The sequence below is a fragment of the Aromatoleum bremense genome (assembly GCF_017894365.1).
GTDB classification, from domain to species: Bacteria; Pseudomonadota; Gammaproteobacteria; order Burkholderiales; family Rhodocyclaceae; genus Aromatoleum; species Aromatoleum bremense.
The window spans coordinates 1141906-1162422 of the sequence record NZ_CP059467.1 but is presented as its reverse complement, the minus strand read 5'-3'; the positions used below and the strand labels follow the sequence as shown (position 1 = coordinate 1162422).

The following is a 20517-nucleotide window of genomic DNA, read 5'->3' as shown; positions in this document are numbered from 1 at the left end:
ACTCTCGAAGCCGGCTTCCGGGGCGAGCGGCAACGCGCTGCGGCAGGGCCGCTTGCCCCGCCTCGTTGAACTACTGCAGGATGTCGCGCAGCGCCTCGACGAGCGCGGTGCATTGCTCGTCGGTGCCGACCGTAATCCGCAGGAACTGCTCGATCCGCGGCTGGCGGAAGTGCCGCACGATGATCGCGCGTCGGCGCAGCTCCGCGGCGAGTTCCCCGGCATCGCGCCGCGGATGTCGGGCGAACACGAAGTTCGCGGCCGATGGCAGCACGTCGAAGCCGAGCGACGTGAGATCCGCTGAAAGGTGGTCGCGGGTGGCGATCACCGCCGTGCGAGTGCGCTGGAAGTGCTCTTCGTCTTCGATCGCGGCGACGCCGCCGGCGATCGCGAGCCGGTCGAGCGGATAGGAATTGAAGCTGTCCTTGACGCGGTCGAGCGCTTCGATCAGGTCCGGATGGCCCACCGCGAAGCCGACGCGCAGGCCGGCGAGCGAACGCGATTTCGACAGCGTCTGGACGACGAGCAGGTTCGGATAGTGCCGCACCAGCGGAATCGCCGATTCGCCGCCGAAGTCGACATATGCTTCGTCGATGATGACGACGCACTGCGGATTGCCCGCGACGATGCGTTCGATGTCGGCCAGCGGCATCAGCCGGCCGGTCGGTGCATTCGGGTTCGGGAAAATGATGCCGCCGGCGGCGGCCGGGCCGTGCGGCAGGTAGTCGGCCGGGCGGATCGCGAAGTTGTCGTCGAGCGGCACGGTCTCGAACGCGATGCCGTACAGGCCGCAGTAGACCGGGTAGAAGCTGTACGAGATGTCCGGAAAGCGGAGCGGACGCTCGTGCTTGAGCAGCGCCATGAACGCGTGCGCGAGCACTTCGTCCGAGCCGTTGCCGGCGAACACCTCGCGCGGCTCGACGCCGAAGCGCGCCGCGATCGCCGCCTTCAGCCGGTCGGCGCGCGGATCGGGGTAGAGCCGCAATGCGTCCGACGCTTCGGCGCGGATCGCCGCGATCGCGCGGGGCGACGGCCCGTACGGATGCTCGTTGGTGTTGAGCTTGACCAGGTTGGCGAGCTTGGGTTGCTCGCCCGGGACATAAGGGGTCAGGCCGTGGACGACGGCGCTCCAGTATTGGCTCATCAGCGGATCAGGGTGTGTCGGACCGGAAAGGGACGGGGATCGCTGGTGCGCCCCGCATGCCGCGCGCCCGCGCAGGTACCGGAACGGCAGCATTGCAGCGCGACTCGCGGGCGATGGTATCATGACGCGAGAACGATGCCTGCCGGCATCCGATCCTTTCATTATCGTTCACACTCCCATGCGGCAAGCCGAAGTTACTCGCGACACCCTCGAAACCCGGATCATCGCGCGCGTCGACCTCGATGGCAGCGGCAAGGCCGCTCTCGCCACCGGAGTGCCGTTCCTCGATCACATGCTCGACCAGATCGCCCGCCACGGCGCGTTCGATCTCGATATCCGGGCCGAAGGCGATACACACATCGACGACCATCATACCGTCGAGGATGTCGGCATCACGCTCGGGCAGGCTTTCGCCAAGGCGCTCGGCGACAAGCGGGGTATCCGCCGCTATGGTCACGCCTACGTGCCGCTCGACGAAGCGCTGTCGCGCGTTGTCGTCGATTTTTCCGGACGCCCCGGGTTGCACTATTTTGTCAGCTACACGCGGGCGCGGATCGGCAGCTTCGATGTCGATCTCGCGCGCGAATTTTTCCAGGGTTTCGTCAATCACGCCGGCGTGACGCTGCATATCGACAACCTGCGCGGCGACAATGCCCACCACCAGTGCGAAACGATTTTCAAGGCCTTTGGGCGTGCGTTGCGGATGGCGGCCGAACGCGACGAGCGTGCGGCGGGAGCGATCCCCTCGACCAAGGGCGCACTCTGATTCCTTCCCGATTCATCTGATTACGATACGAGCGATTCCGCGATGAGCGACGTAGCCATCATCGACTATGGCATGGGCAATCTGCGCTCGGTTGCCAAGGCGATCGAACATATAGCGCCCGACAAGCGGGTGGTCGTGACCTCCGATCCGGCCGTCGTGGCCGCCGCCGCACGAGTGGTGTTCCCCGGGCAGGGCGCGATGCCCGACTGCATGCGCGAACTCGACCTGCGCGGACTGCGCGACGTGGTCAAGGCCGCCGCCGCGTCGAAGCCTTTCCTTGGCATCTGCATCGGCCAGCAGATGCTGTTCGAGCACAGCGAGGAAGGCAACGTGCCCGGACTGGGAATCCTGCCGGGGTGCGTGGTTCGCTTCCCCGACGCGAAGATGGTCGCCGCCGACGGCAGCCGGCTGAAAGTGCCGCACATGGGCTGGAACGAAGTGCGCCAGCGCAAGCCTCATCCGATGTGGGAGGGGATTCCGGACAACGAACGTTTCTATTTCGTCCATAGCTATTTCGTCGCGCCAGCCGACGCGGCGCTGGTCGCCGCCGAAAGCGACTACGGGATAAGGTTTACCAGTGCAGTCGCCCGGGCTAACATCTTTGCGGTTCAGTTCCACCCGGAAAAGAGCGCCCAGGCGGGCCTGAAAATGCTTGCGAATTTCATTTCCTGGGCGCCCTGACTCGTCTGGCCCTTGCCGTTTCCCATCCACTTCTGATATTGACCCCATCCCCCGTATGCTGCTGATTCCCGCTATCGATCTCAAGGACGGCCATTGTGTACGCCTGAAGCAGGGCGAAATGGACGATGCCACCGTATTTTCCGAGGATCCTGCCGCGATGGCTCGGCACTGGATCGAGCAGGGGGCGAGACGCCTGCACCTGGTCGATCTGAACGGTGCGTTCGCCGGCAAGCCGAAGAACGGCGCCGCGATCCGTTCGATCGTCGATGAGGTCGGCGACGACATTCCGGTGCAACTCGGCGGAGGCATCCGCGACCTCGACACGATCGAGCATTATCTCGACAACGGCATTTCGTACATCATCATCGGCACTGCCGCGGTGAAGAATCCGGGCTTCCTGCATGACGCCTGCGGTGCGTTTCCGGGTCACATCATCGTCGGCCTGGATGCCAAGGACGGCAAGGTCGCCGTCGACGGCTGGTCGAAGATGACCGGCCACGACGTCGTCGACCTGGCGAAGAAATACGAGGACTACGGGGTCGAAGCGGTCATTTACACGGACATCGGCCGCGACGGCATGCTTTCGGGCGTCAATGTCGAAGCCACCGTCCGCCTTGCCCAGGCGCTGCGCATTCCGGTCATCGCGAGCGGCGGCATTGCCAGTATCGCGGACATCGACGCGCTGTGCGCGGTCGAAGCCGAAGGCGTGATGGGCGCGATCACGGGGCGTGCCATCTATGAAGGGACGCTGGATTTTGCCGCCGCACAGGCGCGTGCCGACGAACTCAACGGCGGCGAAGCCTGATGCTTGCCAAACGCATCATCCCCTGTCTCGATGTCAGTGCGGGGCGCGTCGTCAAGGGGGTGAATTTCGTCGAGTTGCGCGATGCCGGCGATCCGGTCGAAATCGCGCGCCGCTACGATGAGCAGGGTGCCGACGAGATCACCTTTCTCGATATCACTGCCAGCTCGGATGCTCGCGACATCATCCTGCATGTCGTCGAACGGGTTGCCGAGCAGGTTTTCATCCCGCTGACGGTGGGTGGCGGCGTGCGCACCGTCGAGGATGTGCGCCGGCTGCTGAACGCCGGCGCCGACAAGGTCAGCATCAACACTGCTGCGGTGAATAACCCGCAGGTCGTCGCCGAGGCCGCCGGCAAGGTCGGCAGCCAGTGCATCGTCGTCGCGATCGATGCGAAACAGACGGCGCCCGGCAAGTGGCAGGTGTTCACGCACGGCGGGCGCAACAACACCGGGCTCGACGCAGTCGAATGGGCGCAGCAGGTCGCCGCGCTCGGCGCCGGTGAAATCCTGCTCACCAGCATGGATCGGGACGGCACGAAAATCGGTTTCGACCTCGCACTGACGCGCGCGGTCGCCGACGCAGTGCCGATTCCCGTGATCGCCAGCGGCGGTGTCGGGACGCTCGAACATCTCGCCGAGGGCGTCTCCGAGGGGCGTGCGGATGCGGTGCTCGCCGCCAGCATCTTTCACTTCGGGCAGCATACGGTGCGCGAAGCGAAGGAGCTGATGCGCAGCCGGGGCATCGAGGTGAGATTGTGAGCAAACCGAATTCCGTACGCTGGCTCAACGAGGTGCAGTGGGACGACCAGGGGCTCGTGCCGGTGATTGCGCAGGAAGCGGCGACCGGGGATGTGCTGATGTTCGCATGGATGAACCGCGAGGCGCTGCAGCGCACCGCCGAAACCGGCGAGGCGATCTACTGGTCGCGTTCGCGCCGCCGCCTGTGGCACAAGGGCGAGGAGTCCGGCCATGTTCAGAAAGTGCTGGAGATCCGCGTCGACTGCGATAGCGACGTCGTCCTCCTGAAGATCGAGCAGGTCGGCGGCATCGCCTGCCATACCGGCCGCCACAGTTGTTTTTTCCAGCGCTACCTGGCCGACGGTTCATGGGAAGCTGTCGATCCGGTCGTCAAAGATCCGAAGGATATCTACAAATGATCGATATCGAAGTGCTGCACCGAGTCGCCGCGACCCTTGCCGAGCGCAAGAAAGCCGATCCGGATTCGTCTTACGTTTCAAGCCTGTATGCCAAGGGTACCGACGCGATCTGCAAGAAGGTCGCCGAAGAGGCGGCCGAGACGATCATGGCAGCCAAGGACAAGGACATGCTCCACGTGGTCTGGGAAGTCACCGACCTGTGGTTCCACTCGCTGGTGCTGCTGACTCATTTTGGCCTGTCGGTCGATGACGTGCTCGCGGAGTTCCGGCGTCGCGAAGGGGTCTCTGGCATCGACGAGAAGAAATCCCGCACGGCTTCGTGAGGCAAACAAACCATGAGCGACTGTATTTTCTGCAGGATCGTGGCCGGCGAGATCCCGGCGAAGAAGATCCACGAGGACGAGGACATCCTCGTATTTCACGACATCCATCCTGTCGCGCCGGTTCACTTCCTGGTGATCCCGAAGCTGCACATTCCGTCGATGGCCGAGTTGCGGCCGGAGCACGCAGCGGTGATGGGCCGGTTGATGACCGAATCTGCCCGGATCGCCGGGGAACTAGGTTGCGCCGACGGCTTTCGAATGATCATCAACACGGGTCGGGTGGGACGACAGGAGGTGTATCATCTGCACGTCCACATCGTGGGCGGCCCGGAGGTGCTTCCGGCAATGTTGAGGCGTTAAGGAGAGAAGTAATGGGTTCATTCAGTATCTGGCACTGGCTGATCGTTCTGGTGATCGTCGTGCTGGTCTTCGGTACGAAGAAGCTGCGCAATGTGGGCCAGGATCTGGGTGGCGCGGTCAAGGGTTTCAAGGACGGCATGCGGGATTCCGAAAAGTCCGGTGACGACGTGCAGCAGAAGATCGGCGGTGACACGCTCGACGCGCAGGCGACGGACAAGAGCCACAACAAGGTCAGCCACTGACCTCCCACGGGACTTACCCGCTCAAAGGGGCGCCGCTGCAGTGCGCCCCTTCGTTTTGGCGCGATCCGCGAGCGAAGCATCCGGGCGGGACAACCAGCTAGATCATGTTTGATTTCGGTTTTTCGGAACTTGTCGTCATCGCAGTGGTGGCGCTGATCGTCGTCGGCCCGGAGCGCCTGCCGAAGGTGGCGCGCACCGCGGGCCACCTGCTGGGCCGGCTGCAGCGTTACGTCTCGGACGTGAAGTCGGACATTCAGCGTGAAATGCAGCTCGAAGAGCTCAAGGCGCTGCAGCAGCAGGTCGAACAACAGGCACGCGAACTGGAATCATCGGTGCGTGGCGAGGCGGCGAAAATCGAGGCGGACGTGAATGAGACCGTCGCGGAGGTGAAAGCCGGGGTGACGCTCGACGCCGCTCCCGCGCCGGTCGCCGATCGGTCCGAGGCGGGCGAACCGGCAGCTGCTTCCGGCACCCGGCCGGTCGCGCACACGGTGGAAGCGCCGGTGACCCTTGCTCCCGTCTCTCTTGCGCCGCAAGGTGATTCCGCTTCGGCGGGCAGGGACCTGGAGCCGGCTGCCGTCCCCGGGCAGCGGGCGGAGAAAGCATGAGCGAGCTTCAGGAAACCTTCATTTCGCATCTCGTCGAGCTGCGCGACCGGCTGTTGCGGGCGATGGTTGCGGTCATCGTGGTGTTTGTCTGCCTGATGCCCTGGGCCGGCGAGATCTACGACCTGCTTGCCCGGCCGATGATGAATACGCTGCCGGAAGGCACGCACATGATCGCGACCGGCGTGGTCACGCCGTTTTTCGTGCCGGTCAAGGTCACGATGATGGTGTCTTTCGTTCTGGCGCTGCCTTTCGTGCTCTATCAGGCCTGGGCGTTCATCGCCCCGGGACTGTATGCCCACGAGCGCCGCCTCGGCCTGCCGCTGGTGCTCGGCAGCACGCTGCTGTTTCTGCTCGGCATGGCCTTCTGCTATTTCTTCGTGTTCGGTACCGTCTTCAAGTTCATTGCCGAATTCGCGCCGAAGAGCATCGTCCCCGCGCCGGATATCGAGCAGTACCTGTCGTTCGTGATGACCCTGTTCATCGCCTTCGGCCTGACGTTCGAAGTTCCCGTGGCGGTGATCCTGCTCGTCAAGGCAGGGGTGGTCAGCATTGCCAAGCTCCGCGAAGTCCGACCCTACGTCATTGTCGGCGCGTTTGTCATCGCGGCGATCATCACGCCTCCCGATGTCGTGTCGCAGTTCATGCTCGCGGTGCCGATGTGCCTGCTCTACGAAGTCGGGATCCTGCTGGCGAAGTTCGTCGCCAAGCGCGATGCGGGAACGGGAGAGCCTGCGCGAGTCGAGCCGGGCCTCGATCGCATCGAAGCCCCGGAGCCGGACAGGAAATAAGCAAGGGCTGCCGCCGGACGCGCAAGCGGGATCAGCGCTCGGCCGGTGGTGTCGGCCGGCGTCCGACCTGCACTTTCAGATCGACTTCGCCGGCCGGGCGACGGATGCGGAACCGGGCTTCGTGTCCCGGGGGCAGGGCCGCGACGGTCTCCAGCATTCCCCTGGGGTCGTGCACTGACGTCCCATCGACGCTGAGCAGCACGTCGCCCGGCCGGATTCCCGCGCGTTCGGCGGGGCTGCCGCGCAGCACCCCGGCGATCAGGGCGCCATCGGCCTTCGGCAGGCCGAAGGATTCGGCCAGTTCGGCAGTCATTTCCTGTATCTCGACGCCGATCCAGCCGCGCGTCACTTCGCCGGTGGAAACGATCTGCTCGAGGACGTTGCGCGCAATCGAGACCGGTATCGCGAAACCGATACCGAGCGAGCCCCCCGAGCGCGAGTAGATCGCGGTATTGATCCCGACCAGATTCCCGTGGCTGTCGACGAGCGCGCCGCCGGAGTTTCCCGGATTGATCGCCGCATCGGTCTGGATGTAGTTCTCGAACGTATTGATCCCGAGCTGGCTGCGGCCGAGCGCCGAAACGATCCCCATCGTCACCGTCTGGCCGACCCCGAACGGATTGCCGATCGCGAGCACGACGTCGCCGACCTCGACGGCGTCGGTGGCTGCAAAGGTGATCGCCGGAAGCTTTCCGTTGTCTTCGAGCTTCAGCACCGCGAGATCGGTCTCCGGGTCGCGGCCGACGAGCTTGGCCGGGAATTTCCGCCCGTCGTTGAGCGCGACCTCGATCTCGTCCGCGGCCTCGATCACGTGATTGTTCGTGAGGATGAATCCGTCGGGGCTCGCGACGACGCCCGAGCCCAGCCCCGAGGCGCGCTGTGGCGGCGCGTTGTCCTGGCGCTCGCCGAAGAAATGACGAAAGATCGGATCGTCGAGAAGCGGATGACGCGGGCGCTCGACGTCCTTTGTCGTGTAGATGTGCACCACCGCCGGCATCGAACGTTTGGCGGCTTCTGCATACGAACCCGGGGCAACGACGACCGAATCGGAGGCAGCGCCGGGTGCTTCGAGGATTTCCACCACCGAGGACGGCGCAGCACCTTTGAGCCACTCGGGCTTCAGGGTGGTGAGGACAAACAGCACCGCGACGCTGATCGTCACGGCCTGCGCGAAGATCAGCCACAGGCGGCGCATAATGTTGCTCTGATGCGCGAGCGGCCGGACAGCTACCCGCGGAGGAATCGGACAAGTCAGTGAGCGGAGACCGCATGCAACTCATCGAGCTGCAAACCCATCTGGATGAACTGCTGGATGTCGCGCGATTCAGGGATTATTGCCCAAACGGATTGCAAGTGGAAGGACGCCCGGAGGTGAGACGGGTGTTGTGCGGGGTGACGGCGAGCCAGGCACTGGTCGATCTGGCGGTCGCCGAAGGCGCCGACGCGCTGCTCGTGCACCATGGCTACTTCTGGCGCGGCGAGGACGGCCGCATCACGGGGATCCGCAAGCGCCGCCTCGCCGGGCTGCTGCGCAACGATATCAGTCTTCTCGCCTATCATCTTCCGCTCGATGCCCACCCGGAATTGGGCAACAACGCTCAACTGGGCAAGCTGCTGGGCTGGCGTGGGGAAGGGCGGTTCGGCGATCAGGAGCTGGGCTGGATCGGAACCCCGATGCAGCCGAACAGCGCCGGCCATATCGCCCGTTCGCTCGCTGCGAGGCTCGGCCGGGAGCCGTTGCTGGTGGGCGATCCCGAGCGCGTCGTCCGGCGGGTGGCATGGTGCACCGGCGGTGCCCAGAGTTATTTCGAAGAGGCCATCGCCGCGGGGACGGATCTCTATGTCTCCGGGGAAATCTCCGAGCAGACGGTGCACGTTGCCCGCGAATCCGGTGTCGCGTTCATCGCCGCCGGGCACCACGCGACCGAGCGCTACGGCGTGCACGCGCTCGCGCAGCACCTGTCCGAGGTTTTCGGGCTCGACGCCCGGTTTGCCGATCTCGACAATCCGGTCTGATCGCCGGACGCCGTTCGCAGCGGTCACGGGGTCAGGACGAGAGGGATAGCTCCTTTGCCCGGACGTCCGGCTGATACGGGCCGAGGTGCTCTTCGAGAACGCCTGCCAGGACGAGGATCTCGTCGATCACGCTGAGCGGGAAGCCTTCCCGCATGCCGTCGCGGTTGTCGCGGAGCAGGTTCTCCAGGTAGGCCTGGCAGTCGCGACTCCCCCACAGGTTCTGGATCCGGCTCATGACGTGGGACATCTGTTCGATCGTGCTCGTGGGCCGGCGCGCCTCGTCGAATGTGTCCCAGGTTACCGCCTTGACGTTGAACGTCTTGTTCAGCTGCCGCGCGAGCGTGTCGAACTCGGGCCGCAATCCCGCGGCACGATACACCTCGAGCAGTTTCAGCCACGGCGTGATGGCTTTCTTCGGGTTCGACTGGATGAACTCGGCGAGCGTCTCGGCCGCCCCTTGCACGCGGCCGAAAGCCATCATGATTTCAGCCAGCTCGATCGCCGAGTCATGCTCTTCCGCATCGTCCTCGACGAGGAGCGCCGCCGCCGGGAGCTCCAGGCGCGGGGCCCCGGATAGTGAAACGGGCGGGCGAGCCGGGACGGAGGTTTCTGCAGACAGCGGGAATCCCGGTACTGCCGGGGCCGGCGCGGCGGGAGTGCCACGTGTTGCGGACGGGGCGTCGAGTCGCCTGTGCAGGGCAGGAGGCGATGGGATGTTCGCAAGCGGTGTCCTGCCGGACCGGCTTGCGGCCTCCGCCCGCTGTCTGCGCAGCCACAGCCCCCCTCCGGCCAGGGCGAGCAACAGGGTGCCGAGCGCAGTCGCCGGAACGATCCAGTCGCGCGATGACGAGGCGGGCATCATCGCGGGCGGCGTCACTGCGGGGGGGGCGATTGCGCTCGTTCGGGAAGCGGGGTCCGCAGTTGCGCGCACTCGCTCCATCATCGCCGCCTGGATTTGCTCCAGCCGGCGGATGCGTTCGTTCAGTTCGAGCTGGGCGACGATCGTCCGGTCGATCGCGCTGATTGCGCTTTGTTCGCGCTGCAACTGATCCTGCCCGGTATCCGTTGCCGCCTTGGCCGGCTCCGTTTTGGGGAGTTCGCTGCTGAGGCGCAAGCCGTCTCCATGGCGAACCTCTGTGCCGGGGGGAAGCGGATGACCTTCTTGCCGGAGCACCGGTTCTCTTTCGGCGGCAGAGACGAAGGCGGATACGGGCGCTCGCGTTGTTTTTCTTGCCGAGCGTGCAGGCTGCACGGACGACGTGCCGGCGCCCGGGACGGTGCGCGGTTTCGTCCTGACGGCGGAGGGCTCTGGCGCCGCCGCCGGGCGCGTTTCGGCGCCGTGTCCGATCCCCGCGGGAACCGCCGGCGCCTCCGGTGGAAAGTCGGGGAAGGACAGGAGCAGCGTGTATTCGCGACGCAGGTGCGCGTCGCACGTATCCTCGATCCCGAGTTTCACGATCGGTTCGACGACCGGTGCCGTCCCGGACACGACAATCCGCGCCGCGCGACCGTGGCCGACGACGCTTATCCGTCCGTTCCGTACCCATGGCACGCCGTCTTCGCTCGTGCCTGCCGTCAGCTTCAGGCATTCGCCCGCGCGCGCCGGCTCCCCGCCAGCGATCGCGATCTCCACCCGCAGCGGTGCTCCGATCGCCGACAACGCTACCGGCTCGCCGAGCGCGACGGCTGCCATGCCCGGCGATGCCGCGAGCGCCGTGACGCTCAGCACAACGGAAAAGGAGGCGGCCAGGTGTGCGGTTCTGTTCATTGTCGGCTCGTCGACGCCGCAGGGGCCCAGGATGGCGTTACATCTTGTGTCAAATTCGTGGCGCCATTTTAAACAGTCTGCATGTTCAGGGAGCGGGCATTCATCAGGGGATGTGCAGTAATTCGGAAAACGCCCGATCTGGTTTGCGGCTCTCCGCCTCGCGACGGGGTTGTCGGTGCCTGGCAGGGTTCGTATTCTACGTTGGCGCTCCAGCCACGACTTCGGAATTCACGGTAGTATCGACATCCCATACGCTACCGTACGTAAAGATGCCTCTTCCTCCTCCGCGTGCTCCCCGCCAGAAAGTCCATCTGCGCCAGATAAGCGTCGAGGGATATCGGCGCGACGACGGAATGCTCGAGCTCGAAGCGTGCCTGCGGGACACGAAAGAGATCGACTACGTGCTCGCTTCCGGTGTCCGTCGGGCCGGCGACGCGATCCACGAGATGAGGGTCCGGGTTACCCTCGACGCCGATTTCACGATCGTCGACGCGCAAGCCTGTTCCGACAGCGTGCCGTACCCGGGGGGCTGCGACACCATTGCGCCCGCGTACCGGCAACTGGTCGGGCTGAACCTGATGCGGGGTTTTCGCCGGACCGTCAGCGAGATGTTCAGCGACGTCCGCGGCTGCTCCCACATGACCGAGCTGCTGCTGAGCCTGCCGACCGCCGCAATCCAGACGCTGGCCACTTTTCGCCGCGACAACGAGGACGGGGACGAGAAGCCGTTCCAGCTCGATCGTTGCCACGCCCTGGAAACCTCGACGCAGACCGTGCGCCTGTACTACCCGAAGTGGCATCGGGGGCGGGCGAACGACCCGTGATCCCTGTCGGGTACGGGCAGCCCGGGCTGAAATTCCGCACTGCGCAATTCCGGTTATAATCCCGCGATCTTGCGGCGATCGCGCCCGTTTCGGGGGCGAGTCATGAGACGGGGCCGGGCTGCATTGTCCGGTCGGCAGCGGCGTGCGTCGGACGAGGGAGACGGCGCCCGTCGCGGAGCGAAGCTCCGAAGCGTCCCATCAACCTGTTCGCGCCGCTTGTGCGTCGCGTCTTCGATCGAAGGGCAACCATGAAGATTCATGAGTATCAGGCAAAAGAGCTGTTGAGAAAGTACGGCGTCGTCACGCCGCGCGGCATCCCCTGCTTTTCCGTGGATGAAGCAGTCAAGGCCGCCGAGCAGCTGGGCGGATCGGTCTGGGTCGTGAAGGCCCAGATTCACGCGGGGGGGCGTGGCAAGGGCGGCGGCGTGAAGCTCGCGCGGTCGATCCATGAAGTGCAACAGCACGCCGGCGAGATTCTCGGCATGCAACTGGTGACCCACCAGACCGGCCCCGAGGGGCAGAAAGTCCGCCGCCTGCTGATCGAGGAAGGCGCAGACATCAAGAAGGAATACTACGTCGCGGCGCTGACCGACCGTGCAACGCAATCGGTGGCGATCATGGCCTCGTCCGAAGGCGGCATGGATATCGAGGAGGTCGCGCACAACACCCCCGAGAAGATCATCAAGGTGTTCGTGAATCCGCTCGTCGGCCTGACCGACGCGCAGGCGACCGAACTCGCGAAGGGCATCGGTGTGCCCGACGCGTCGATCGACAAGGCGGTCGACACGTTCAAGAAGCTCTACACCTGCTACATGGAAACCGATGCCTCGCTGGCGGAAATCAATCCGCTGATCCTCGAGGGCAACGGCAACATCAAGGCGCTCGATGCGAAGTTCAACTTCGACTCGAACGCGCTGTTCCGTCATCCCGACATCGTCGCGTTCCGTGATCTGGATGAAGAAGATCCGGCCGAAATCGAGGCCTCGAAGTTCGACCTTGCGTACATCTCGCTCGACGGCAACATCGGCTGCCTGGTGAACGGCGCCGGTCTGGCGATGGCGACGATGGATACGATCAAGCTGTACGGTGCCGAACCGGCGAACTTCCTCGACGTCGGCGGCGGTGCGACGACCGAGAAGGTCACCGAAGCTTTCAAGATCATGCTCAAGAACCCGAAGGTCAAGGGCATCCTCGTCAACATCTTCGGCGGCATCATGCGCTGCGACACGATCGCTGCCGGCGTCGTCGCCGCCGCGCGCGAAGTGCATCTGGCGGTGCCGCTCGTCGTGCGCATGAAAGGCACGAACGAGGACCTCGGCAAGCAGATCCTCAAGGATTCCGGTCTGCCGATCATCGCCGCCGATACGATGGCCGAAGCGGCCGAGAAGATCGTCGCTGCCGTCAAGTAAGGAGCCATCGAATGTCGATTCTCATCAATAAAGACACCAAGGTCATCACCCAGGGCATCACCGGCAAGACCGGGATGTTCCACACCTCGAAGTGCCGCGAATACGCGAACGGTGCGAACTGCTTCGTCGCCGGTGTCAACCCGAAGAAGGCCGGCGAGGATTTCGAAGGCGTGCCGATCTACGCCACTGTCAAGGAAGCGAAGGAAGCTCAGGGCGCGACCGTCTCCGTGATCTACGTGCCGCCGGCCGGCGCCGCCGCGGCGATCTGGGAAGCGGTCGAAGCGGATCTGGACCTCGCGATCTGCATCACCGAAGGCATCCCGGTTCGTGACATGCTGGAAGTGCGCAACAGGATGAAGGCCAAGGTTGCGGCCGGCGGCAAGGAAACGCTGCTCCTCGGGCCGAACTGCCCGGGCCTGATCACGCCGGACGAGATCAAGATCGGCATTATGCCCGGTCACATCCACCGCAAGGGCCGCATCGGTGTCGTGTCGCGCTCGGGCACGCTGACCTACGAGGCGGTCGCACAGCTGACCGAGATCGGTCTGGGCCAGTCGTCAGCAGTCGGCATCGGCGGGGACCCGATCAACGGTCTGAAGCACATCGACGTGATGCGCATGTTCAACGACGATCCGGACACCGACGCGGTGATCATGATCGGCGAGATCGGCGGGCCGGACGAGGCGGAAGCGGCGCAGTGGTGCAAGGCCAACATGAAGAAGCCGATCGTCGGCTTCATCGCCGGCGTCACCGCGCCGGCCGGCAAGCGTATGGGCCACGCCGGTGCGCTGATCTCGGGTGGCGCGGATACTGCCGACGCCAAGCTCGCGATCATGGAAGAATGCGGCTTCACGGTGACCCGCAATCCGTCCGAGATGGCCAAGCTGCTGAAGGCGATGCTGTAAGCACGATTCGCCCCGAGCGGTAGAAAAGCGCCGGCTGGACCGGCGCTTTTCGTTGCTGGGAGCCGGCAGGGAAAAACTGCTAGAATCCTCCGCTGCGCTTTTTTTCGCTTATCGTCCATCCGGAGTTTTTCATGGCAATTGAACGTACCCTGTCCATCATCAAGCCCGACGCCGTCGCGAAGAACGTGATCGGCAAGATCTACCAGCGCTTCGAAGATGCAGGCCTGAAGATCATCGCGTCGAAGATGGTGCATCTGTCCGAGCGCGAAGCCGGCCAGTTTTACGCCGTGCACAAGGAGCGCCCGTTCTTCAAGGATCTGGTGTCCTTCATGATTTCCGGCCCGGTGATGATCCAGGTGCTCGAAGGCGAGAGCGCGATTGCGAAGAACCGCGACCTGATGGGCGCCACCGATCCGAAAAAAGCCGATGCCGGCACGATTCGTGCGGATTTTGCGGAATCCATCGACGCAAACGCGGTCCATGGTTCCGATGCGCCGGAAACGGCCGCCGTCGAGATTGCCTTCTTCTTTCCCGGCATGAACGTGTACACCCGCTGAACCCCTCACGGGGAAAGCCCGCGCATCGGCCCGCGCATCTTCATCGATAGCGGGCCGATTGCATTATGGGAGCTGTACAGGACACAGATGCTTACACCGGTCAACCTGCTCGATTTCGACGTCGACGGTCTCGTCAACTGGTTCGCTGAACGGGGCGAGAAGCCTTTTCGTGCGCGTCAGGTGATGCGCTGGATGCACCGTTTCGGCGAAACCGATTTCGGCAACATGACCGACGTGGCGAAGAGCCTGCGCGCGAAGCTCGCCGAAGAGGCCTGCATCCGGGCGCCCTGCGCGATCCGCGATTCGGTGTCGGCCGACGGGACGCGCAAATGGCTGCTCGATGTCGGCAGCGCGAACGCGGTCGAAGCGGTGTTCATTCCCGAGACCAACCGCGGCACATTGTGCATCTCGTCGCAAGCCGGCTGCGCCCTCGACTGCGCGTTCTGCTCGACCGGCAAGCAGGGCTTCAACCGCAACCTCTCGGCGGCCGAGATCATCGGCCAGCTGTGGCTCGCGAACAAGCTCCTCGGCGGCAGCGCGTCGCCGGCAGGTTCGAAGGACGGAGACGGCGAGCCCGACAACGGCCGTGTCATCAGCAACGTCGTGATGATGGGGATGGGCGAACCGCTCGCGAACTTCGACAATGTCGTCACTGCGCTGCGGCTGATGCTCGACGATCACGCATACGGACTGTCGCGCCGCCGCGTGACGGTGTCGACGTCGGGAATCGTTCCGGCGATGGATCGCCTGCGCGACGAATGTCCGGTCGCGCTGGCGGTGTCGCTGCATGCGCCGGATGATGCGTTGCGCGACCGCCTGGTGCCGATCAATCGCAAATATCCGTTGCGCCAGCTGATGGCGGCGTGCCAGCGCTACCTCGAACGGGCGCCGCGCGACTTCGTGACCTTCGAATACGTCATGCTCGACGGCATCAATGACTCGGACGCGCATGCGCGCGCGCTCGTCGAACTGGTGCGCGACGTGCCGTGCAAGTTCAACCTGATCCCGTTCAACCCTTTCCCGAATTCCGGCTTCGATCGTTCCTCGACTGAACGCATCCGGCGCTTTGGCGGGATCCTGATCGACGCGGGCATCGTCACGACGACCCGCAAGACGCGCGGCGACGACGTGAACGCGGCCTGCGGGCAGCTCGCGGGACAAGTGCAGGACCGGTCGCGGCGCACGGTCAGGCTGGTGAAGTCGATGGAGGGGCGCTGATGATGCGCTGGTTCGCGGCGCCGCTGCTCCTCTGCGCTGTCGTGCTCGGGCTGGCTGCGTGCGCGGCGCCATCGGGCGCCGGACGCCCGCTGGCGGAGCGGCCGGTCTCTGAAGTGCCGGTGACGAATGCCGCGACGGCGAGCGCCAAGGTCCACGTGGATCTCGGCATGGCGTATCTTCAGGTCGGGCGCTACGCGGTCGCGCTCGACGAGGCGCGGGCGGCTCTCGCGAGCGATTCTGCGTACTCGCCGGCGTATCACCTGATGGGTCTCGTCTATATGTTCATCGACGACCGGAACGCGGCGCGCGACAATTTCCTGCGCGCGCTGCAGAGCGCGCCGAACGACCCCGAGTTCAACAACAGCTACGGCTGGTTCCTGTGCGTGTCGGGGCAGGAAGCGGAAGGGCTCGAACGGCTCGCGCGCGCCGCGCGCAACCCGTATTACCGCACGCCCTCGCGGCCTTACACGAACGCGGGCCTGTGCCACCTGCGGCGCGGCAACGAGGCCGCGGCCGAGGCCGAGTTCCAGCGCGCCATAGAGCTCGACGCATCCAACGCGCAGGCGCTCTACCACCTTGCCGCGATCGCCTACCGCGGTGGCGCCTACGAGCTTGCGCGGAACCATCTCGTGCAGTTGCACCAGCAAAGCGAGCCGACGGCGGAGTCCGTATGGCTCGGTGTGCGCACCGAGCACAGGCTCGGCAACCGCGAGGCCGAGTCGAGCTACGCGGCGCAACTGCGCGGCCGTTTTGCCGACAGCGTGGAACATCGGGCAATGAATCAGGGAAATTACGAGTGAACGACGTTCATCGTGAAGAGGGCGCGACCCCGGTCGAACCGGCTGCTGCAGCTTCTGTCGGAGAGATCCTGCGCCGCGCACGCGAAGCCCGCGGCGAGACCCTCGGCGACGTCGCGTACGCATTGAAACTGACCTCCAGGCAGATCGAGGCGATGGAAGCCGAGCGCTTCGATCTGCTGCCCGGACCGGCGTTTGTTCGCGGCTTCCTGCGCAATTACGCGCGGTACCTCGGGATCGACCCGGCCGCGCTGCTCGCCGGCCTCGCAAAAAACGCCGCTGCGATGCCGGTCGAACTCGCCCCGGTGTCGAATGCCGAGGGCGTGATGCCGAGCGGCAGGGCGGCGCGTTCCGCCCGTCTGCCGGCGGCGCTGGTTGCCGGCGGCTTGCTGGCCGTGGTCGTCGCGGGGTGGTTTTTCGACTGGTTCCAGATGCCGGACGCCGATACCACAACGGTCGAATTGACGCCGTCCGAAGGGGGGGCGACGCCGCTGCCGCCGGTGCCGCTCGAACCTCCGTCCCCGGCGGCCGAGTCCGCCGTGGCGCCGCAAGTGTCTTCGCCGGCTGCGCTGGCGGCGGATGGCGTGGCGGCGGACGATGTACCACCGCAAGCGCCTGCCGCAGCGGCCTCGCCGGGAGTCGCCCCCGCCTCCATTCCGGGAGGCAGTGCGGCCACGACAGTTCCTGCTGAACTGCCGGGCGTGGAGCACCTCGTGTTCCGTTTCGCCGGTGAATCGTGGGTGGAGGTGCGTGACGCGACGGGCGCGATCATTTTTTCCGGCATCAATGCGGCGGGCAGCACGCGTACGATCCAGGGCAAGCCGCCGTTCGGACTCGTCGTCGGCAACGCGCACAAGGTCACGACGGAATTTCGCGGACAGCCGCTGGACCTTGTTCCCCATATTCGCGTCGGCGTCGCAAAGCTGACCGTGAAGTGAGCTGAAATGGCAACGAATTCTTCTTCGGGAGTACTCGCCCGTCACAAGACGCGGCAGGTCAGGGTGGGGCGGGTCAGCATCGGTTCCGACGCACCGGTGGTCGTGCAGTCGATGACGAACACCGACACCGTCGACGTGCTCGGGACCGCGATGCAGGTCGCCGAGCTCGCCCGCGCCGGCTCCGAGCTCGTGCGCATCACCGTCAACAACGAGGCGGCCGCGAAGGCCGTGCCGCATATCCGCGACCGCCTGCTGGCGCTCAATGTGGACGTGCCGCTCGTCGGCGACTTCCACTACAACGGCCACAAGCTGCTCGCCGAGCATCCGGCCTGCGCCGAGGCGCTGGCGAAGCTGCGGATCAATCCGGGCAACGTCGGCGCGGGCGCGAAACGCGACCCGCAGTTCGCGGCGATCGTCGACATCGCGTGCCGCTACGATAAGCCGGTGCGCATCGGCGTGAACTGGGGAAGCCTCGATCCGTCGGTGCTGGCCCGCGTCATGGACCAGAACGCCAGGCTCGCACAGCCGCGCGACGCGAACGCGGTGATGCGCGAAGCCCTCGTCGTGTCGGCGCTGGAATCGGCGGCGAAGGCCGAAGAATATGGGCTCGGGGGCGACCGCATCATCCTGTCGGCGAAAGTGTCGAGCGTGCAGGACCTGATCGCGGTGTATCGCGATCTGGCGGCGCGCTGCGACTATCCGCTGCACCTCGGGCTGACCGAGGCGGGAATGGGCTCGAAAGGCATCGTCGCCTCGACCGCGGCGCTCGCGGTACTGCTGCAGGAAGGCATCGGTGACACGATCCGCATCTCGCTGACGCCGGAACCGAACGGCAGCCGCACGCAGGAAGTCGTCGTCGCGCAGGAGATCCTGCAGACGATGGGCCTGCGCGCATTCACGCCGATGGTGATCGCCTGCCCGGGGTGCGGGCGTACGACCAGCACCTTCTTCCAGGAACTGGCGTCGGGCATCCAGTCCTATGTGCGGGACCAGATGCCGGTGTGGCGCGAGCAGTACGACGGCGTCGAGAACATGACCGTCGCGGTGATGGGCTGCGTCGTGAATGGGCCGGGCGAGAGCAAGCACGCCAACATCGGCATCTCGCTGCCCGGCACCGGCGAAACTCCCGCGGCACCGGTGTTCGTCGATGGCGAGAAAACCGTCACGCTGCGTGGCGACAATATCGGCACCGAATTCAAGGCCATCGTCGACGACTACGTGGCCACCCGATACGTGAAAAAGGCGGGCTGAACCGTCAGCTTATGACAGAAAAAAAACCGATGATTCAGGCCTTGCAGGCCGTACGCGGGATGAACGACATCCTGCCCGACGAGGCCGAAGCCTGGGAGCATTTCGAGGACATCGTCCGGGACTGGCTGCGCAGCTACGGCTACCGGCCGATCCGCATGCCGATCGTCGAGCCGACGCCGCTGTTCAAGCGCGCGATCGGCGAAGTCACCGACATCGTCGAGAAGGAGATGTACTCCTTCGAGGACGCGCTCAACGGCGAACAGCTGACGCTGCGCCCCGAAGGCACGGCATCCTGCGTGCGCGCCGCGATCCAGCACAAGATGCTGTCCGCCGGCGCGCAACGCCTCTACTACCACGGCCCGATGTTCCGCCACGAGCGGCCGCAGAAAGGGCGCTACCGCCAGTTTCACCAGATCGGTGTCGAGGCGCTGGGCTTCGACGGACCCGACATCGACGCTGAACACATCCTGATGTGCGCGCGCCTGTGGGACGACCTCGGGCTCGAGGACGTCAGACTCGAGCTGAACTCATTGGGCTCGTCGGACGAGAGGGCGCGCCACCGGGCGGAACTCGTCACGTACCTCGAGGGGCATCGCGAGCGCCTCGACGACGATGGCAAGCGACGCCTGCACACGAATCCGCTGCGCATCCTCGACACCAAGAACCCCGAACTGCAGGACCTCGTCGATAACGCGCCCAAGCTGCTCGATTTCCTCGGCGAGGACTCGCTGAAGCACTTCAATGGCGTACAGGTGCTGCTCAAGGACGCCGGCGTTCCATACCGCATCAACCACCGGCTCGTGCGCGGCCTCGACTATTACAACCGTACCGTGTTCGAGTGGGTCACGACGCGGCTCGGCGCGCAGGGCACGGTGTGCGCGGGCGGCCGCTACGACGGTCTCGTCGAACAGCTCGGCGGCCGTCCGGCGCCGGCGGCCGGTTTCGCGATGGGCATCGAGCGGCTCCTCGCGCTGTGGCGCGAAAGCGGCGGCGAGGCCGAACCGGCCCAGCCGGACGTGTACGTCGTCCATCTCGGCGAGCAGGCGCAGCGCCTCGCGTTTCGCGCCGCCGAGGCCCTGCGCAGCCACGGCTTCGCAGTGTTGACGCATTGCGGCGGCGGCAGCTTCAAGTCGCAGATGAAGAAAGCGGACGCAAGCGGGGCACCGGTCGCGGTCGTGATCGGTGACGACGAGGCGGCGACGGGCGAAGTCGGCCTCAAGCCGTTGCGCGGCCCCGGCGGCCAGCAGCGTGTCGCGCTCAACGGTCTCGCCAATGCGGTGGCCGAATGCCTGTTCACGGAAAATGAGGAAGAAGATGGCAGTCTATGACCTGGAAGAACAGGAGCAGATTTCCGAGCTGAAGGCCTGGTGGGCGCAGTACGGCAAGTTCGTGACGACGCTCGCGGTAGCGGCGGCGCTCGCGTCGGTCGGCTGGCAGGGCTTCGGGTGGTACCAGAACAAGCAGGCGAGCGAGGCCGGCGCGCTGTATTTTGTCGTGCAGCAGGCGGCCGAGCGAGGCGACGCGCAGAAGGCCCGCGAGGCCGCGGGGCAGATCATCGAAAAATTCTCCGGCACCGCCTATGCCGAAATGGCTGCGCTGCTGTCGGCCGGCGTGCAGTTCAGCGCCGGTGAGGGAAAGAACGCGCGCGCCCAACTCGAGTGGCTGGTGGAACACGGCAGCGATCCGGCACTGCGGGACATCGCGCGCCTGCGGCTCGCGAGCGTGTTGCTCGACGAAGGCGCCCATGCCGATGCGCTCGCCCGGCTGCAAGCCGAGCCGGATGCGGCACTGAAGGGGCGTTTCGCCGATCTGCGCGGCGACGTGCTGGCGGCGAGCGGCAAGCCTGCCGAGGCCCGCAGCGCGTACCAGGGTGCGCTGGACGCGATTGCGCAGGGCGGCACCGAAGGCGGCGAGACGCTGCGTGAAGTGGTCCGCGTGAAGCTTCAGGCACTGGAGGGCTGAGC

The 20517-nt window shown here is 65.3% G+C and carries 24 protein-coding genes; 21 read left to right on the top strand and 3 right to left on the bottom strand.

All coding sequences use genetic code 11. From position 1 onward, the window contains the following. Positions 1–70: 70 nt before the first annotated feature. Positions 71–1141, bottom strand: coding sequence for a histidinol-phosphate transaminase (hisC, locus tag pbN1_RS05495; protein ID WP_169201115.1), 1071 nt, complete (start codon positions 1139–1141; stop codon positions 71–73). Positions 1142–1319: 178 nt separating this feature from the next. Here hisC and hisB point away from each other — a divergent pair, with 178 nt between their 5' ends. The 10 genes from hisB (at position 1320) to tatC (ending at position 6870) form a co-directional block, all read left to right on the top strand. Then, positions 1320–1907 (top strand): imidazoleglycerol-phosphate dehydratase HisB, encoded by a 588-nt coding sequence (gene hisB, locus pbN1_RS05490; protein WP_169117635.1) that lies wholly within the window; start codon positions 1320–1322, stop codon positions 1905–1907. Positions 1908–1949: 42 nt separating this feature from the next. Next, positions 1950–2588, top strand: coding sequence for an imidazole glycerol phosphate synthase subunit HisH (gene hisH / locus pbN1_RS05485; protein ID WP_169117634.1), 639 nt, complete (start codon positions 1950–1952; stop codon positions 2586–2588). Between the two features lie 55 nt (positions 2589–2643). Continuing rightward, entirely contained in the window at positions 2644–3393 is a 750-nt protein-coding gene (gene hisA, locus pbN1_RS05480) for a 1-(5-phosphoribosyl)-5-[(5-phosphoribosylamino)methylideneamino]imidazole-4-carboxamide isomerase (RefSeq protein ID WP_169117633.1), read from the top strand. Beyond that, a complete protein-coding gene (gene hisF / locus pbN1_RS05475; protein ID WP_169201116.1) occupies positions 3393–4151 on the top strand; it encodes an imidazole glycerol phosphate synthase subunit HisF in 759 nt (252 codons plus the stop codon). Before hisA ends, hisF begins: the two co-directional genes overlap by 1 nt. Continuing rightward, positions 4148–4549, top strand: coding sequence for a phosphoribosyl-AMP cyclohydrolase (gene hisI / locus pbN1_RS05470; RefSeq protein WP_169201117.1), 402 nt, complete (start codon positions 4148–4150; stop codon positions 4547–4549). The genes hisF and hisI overlap by 4 nt, the downstream gene beginning before the upstream one ends. After that, positions 4546–4872: a phosphoribosyl-ATP diphosphatase gene (locus pbN1_RS05465; protein ID WP_053420000.1), complete on the top strand. Its 327-nt coding sequence runs from the start codon at positions 4546–4548 to the stop codon at positions 4870–4872. The genes hisI and pbN1_RS05465 overlap by 4 nt, the downstream gene beginning before the upstream one ends. Before the next feature lie 12 nt (positions 4873–4884). Beyond that, the gene (locus tag pbN1_RS05460; protein WP_169201118.1) at positions 4885–5232 is read left to right on the top strand and encodes a histidine triad nucleotide-binding protein; all 348 of its coding nucleotides are present in this window, start codon (positions 4885–4887) and stop codon (positions 5230–5232) included. Between the two features lie 11 nt (positions 5233–5243). Then, complete coding sequence (gene tatA / locus pbN1_RS05455; protein WP_169117629.1) at positions 5244–5474, top strand: Sec-independent protein translocase subunit TatA; 231 nt, start codon at positions 5244–5246, stop codon at positions 5472–5474. 104 nt (positions 5475–5578) lie between these two features. Further along, complete coding sequence (gene tatB, locus pbN1_RS05450; RefSeq protein WP_169117628.1) at positions 5579–6082, top strand: Sec-independent protein translocase protein TatB; 504 nt, start codon at positions 5579–5581, stop codon at positions 6080–6082. After that, entirely contained in the window at positions 6079–6870 is a 792-nt protein-coding gene (tatC, locus tag pbN1_RS05445; RefSeq protein ID WP_169201119.1) for a twin-arginine translocase subunit TatC, read from the top strand. Before tatB ends, tatC begins: the two co-directional genes overlap by 4 nt. Before the next feature lie 31 nt (positions 6871–6901). Here the strand turns inward: tatC and pbN1_RS05440 are convergent, their stop codons facing one another. Beyond that, positions 6902–8065 carry a Do family serine endopeptidase gene (locus pbN1_RS05440; RefSeq protein WP_169201120.1) on the bottom strand — a complete coding sequence of 388 codons (1164 nt, stop codon included), beginning with the start codon at positions 8063–8065 and terminating at the stop codon, positions 6902–6904. Positions 8066–8139: 74 nt separating this feature from the next. Here pbN1_RS05440 and pbN1_RS05435 point away from each other — a divergent pair, with 74 nt between their 5' ends. Then, the gene (locus pbN1_RS05435) at positions 8140–8886 is read left to right on the top strand and encodes a Nif3-like dinuclear metal center hexameric protein (RefSeq protein ID WP_169201121.1); all 747 of its coding nucleotides are present in this window, start codon (positions 8140–8142) and stop codon (positions 8884–8886) included. Between the two features lie 31 nt (positions 8887–8917). Here pbN1_RS05435 and pbN1_RS05430 read toward each other — a convergent pair whose 3' ends face one another. After that, complete coding sequence (locus tag pbN1_RS05430) at positions 8918–10654, bottom strand: type IV pilus assembly protein FimV (protein ID WP_169201122.1); 1737 nt, start codon at positions 10652–10654, stop codon at positions 8918–8920. 269 nt (positions 10655–10923) lie between these two features. Here pbN1_RS05430 and pbN1_RS05425 point away from each other — a divergent pair, with 269 nt between their 5' ends. The 10 genes from pbN1_RS05425 to pbN1_RS05380 all read left to right on the top strand — a co-directional run bounded on the left by pbN1_RS05425 (position 10924) and on the right by pbN1_RS05380 (position 20515). Beyond that, on the top strand, positions 10924–11478 hold the full coding sequence (locus tag pbN1_RS05425) for a DUF2889 domain-containing protein (protein WP_169201123.1): 555 nt from the start codon (positions 10924–10926) through the stop codon (positions 11476–11478). 248 nt (positions 11479–11726) lie between these two features. Beyond that, positions 11727–12887 (top strand): ADP-forming succinate--CoA ligase subunit beta, encoded by a 1161-nt coding sequence (sucC, locus tag pbN1_RS05420; RefSeq protein ID WP_169201124.1) that lies wholly within the window; start codon positions 11727–11729, stop codon positions 12885–12887. Between the two features lie 11 nt (positions 12888–12898). Further along, positions 12899–13792, top strand: coding sequence for a succinate--CoA ligase subunit alpha (sucD, locus tag pbN1_RS05415; RefSeq protein ID WP_169201125.1), 894 nt, complete (start codon positions 12899–12901; stop codon positions 13790–13792). A 131-nt stretch (positions 13793–13923) separates the two neighbouring features. After that, positions 13924–14349, top strand: coding sequence for a nucleoside-diphosphate kinase (gene ndk, locus pbN1_RS05410; RefSeq protein ID WP_169201126.1), 426 nt, complete (start codon positions 13924–13926; stop codon positions 14347–14349). Positions 14350–14436: 87 nt separating this feature from the next. Next, the gene (rlmN, locus tag pbN1_RS05405) at positions 14437–15567 is read left to right on the top strand and encodes a dual-specificity RNA methyltransferase RlmN (RefSeq protein ID WP_169117619.1); all 1131 of its coding nucleotides are present in this window, start codon (positions 14437–14439) and stop codon (positions 15565–15567) included. 2 nt (positions 15568–15569) lie between these two features. Then, on the top strand, positions 15570–16367 hold the full coding sequence (pilW, locus tag pbN1_RS05400; RefSeq protein ID WP_169201188.1) for a type IV pilus biogenesis/stability protein PilW: 798 nt from the start codon (positions 15570–15572) through the stop codon (positions 16365–16367). Then, positions 16364–17302, top strand: coding sequence for a RodZ domain-containing protein (locus pbN1_RS05395; protein ID WP_169201127.1), 939 nt, complete (start codon positions 16364–16366; stop codon positions 17300–17302). Before pilW ends, pbN1_RS05395 begins: the two co-directional genes overlap by 4 nt. A 6-nt stretch (positions 17303–17308) precedes the next feature. Then, positions 17309–18553, top strand: coding sequence for a flavodoxin-dependent (E)-4-hydroxy-3-methylbut-2-enyl-diphosphate synthase (ispG, locus tag pbN1_RS05390; protein ID WP_169201128.1), 1245 nt, complete (start codon positions 17309–17311; stop codon positions 18551–18553). A gap of 29 nt (positions 18554–18582) precedes the next feature. Continuing rightward, positions 18583–19881, top strand: a complete 1299-nt coding sequence (hisS, locus tag pbN1_RS05385) for a histidine--tRNA ligase (protein ID WP_169201129.1) — start codon at positions 18583–18585, stop codon at positions 19879–19881. After that, entirely contained in the window at positions 19868–20515 is a 648-nt protein-coding gene (locus tag pbN1_RS05380) for a tetratricopeptide repeat protein (protein ID WP_169201130.1), read from the top strand. Before hisS ends, pbN1_RS05380 begins: the two co-directional genes overlap by 14 nt. The last annotated feature ends 2 nt before the right edge of the window (positions 20516–20517 follow it).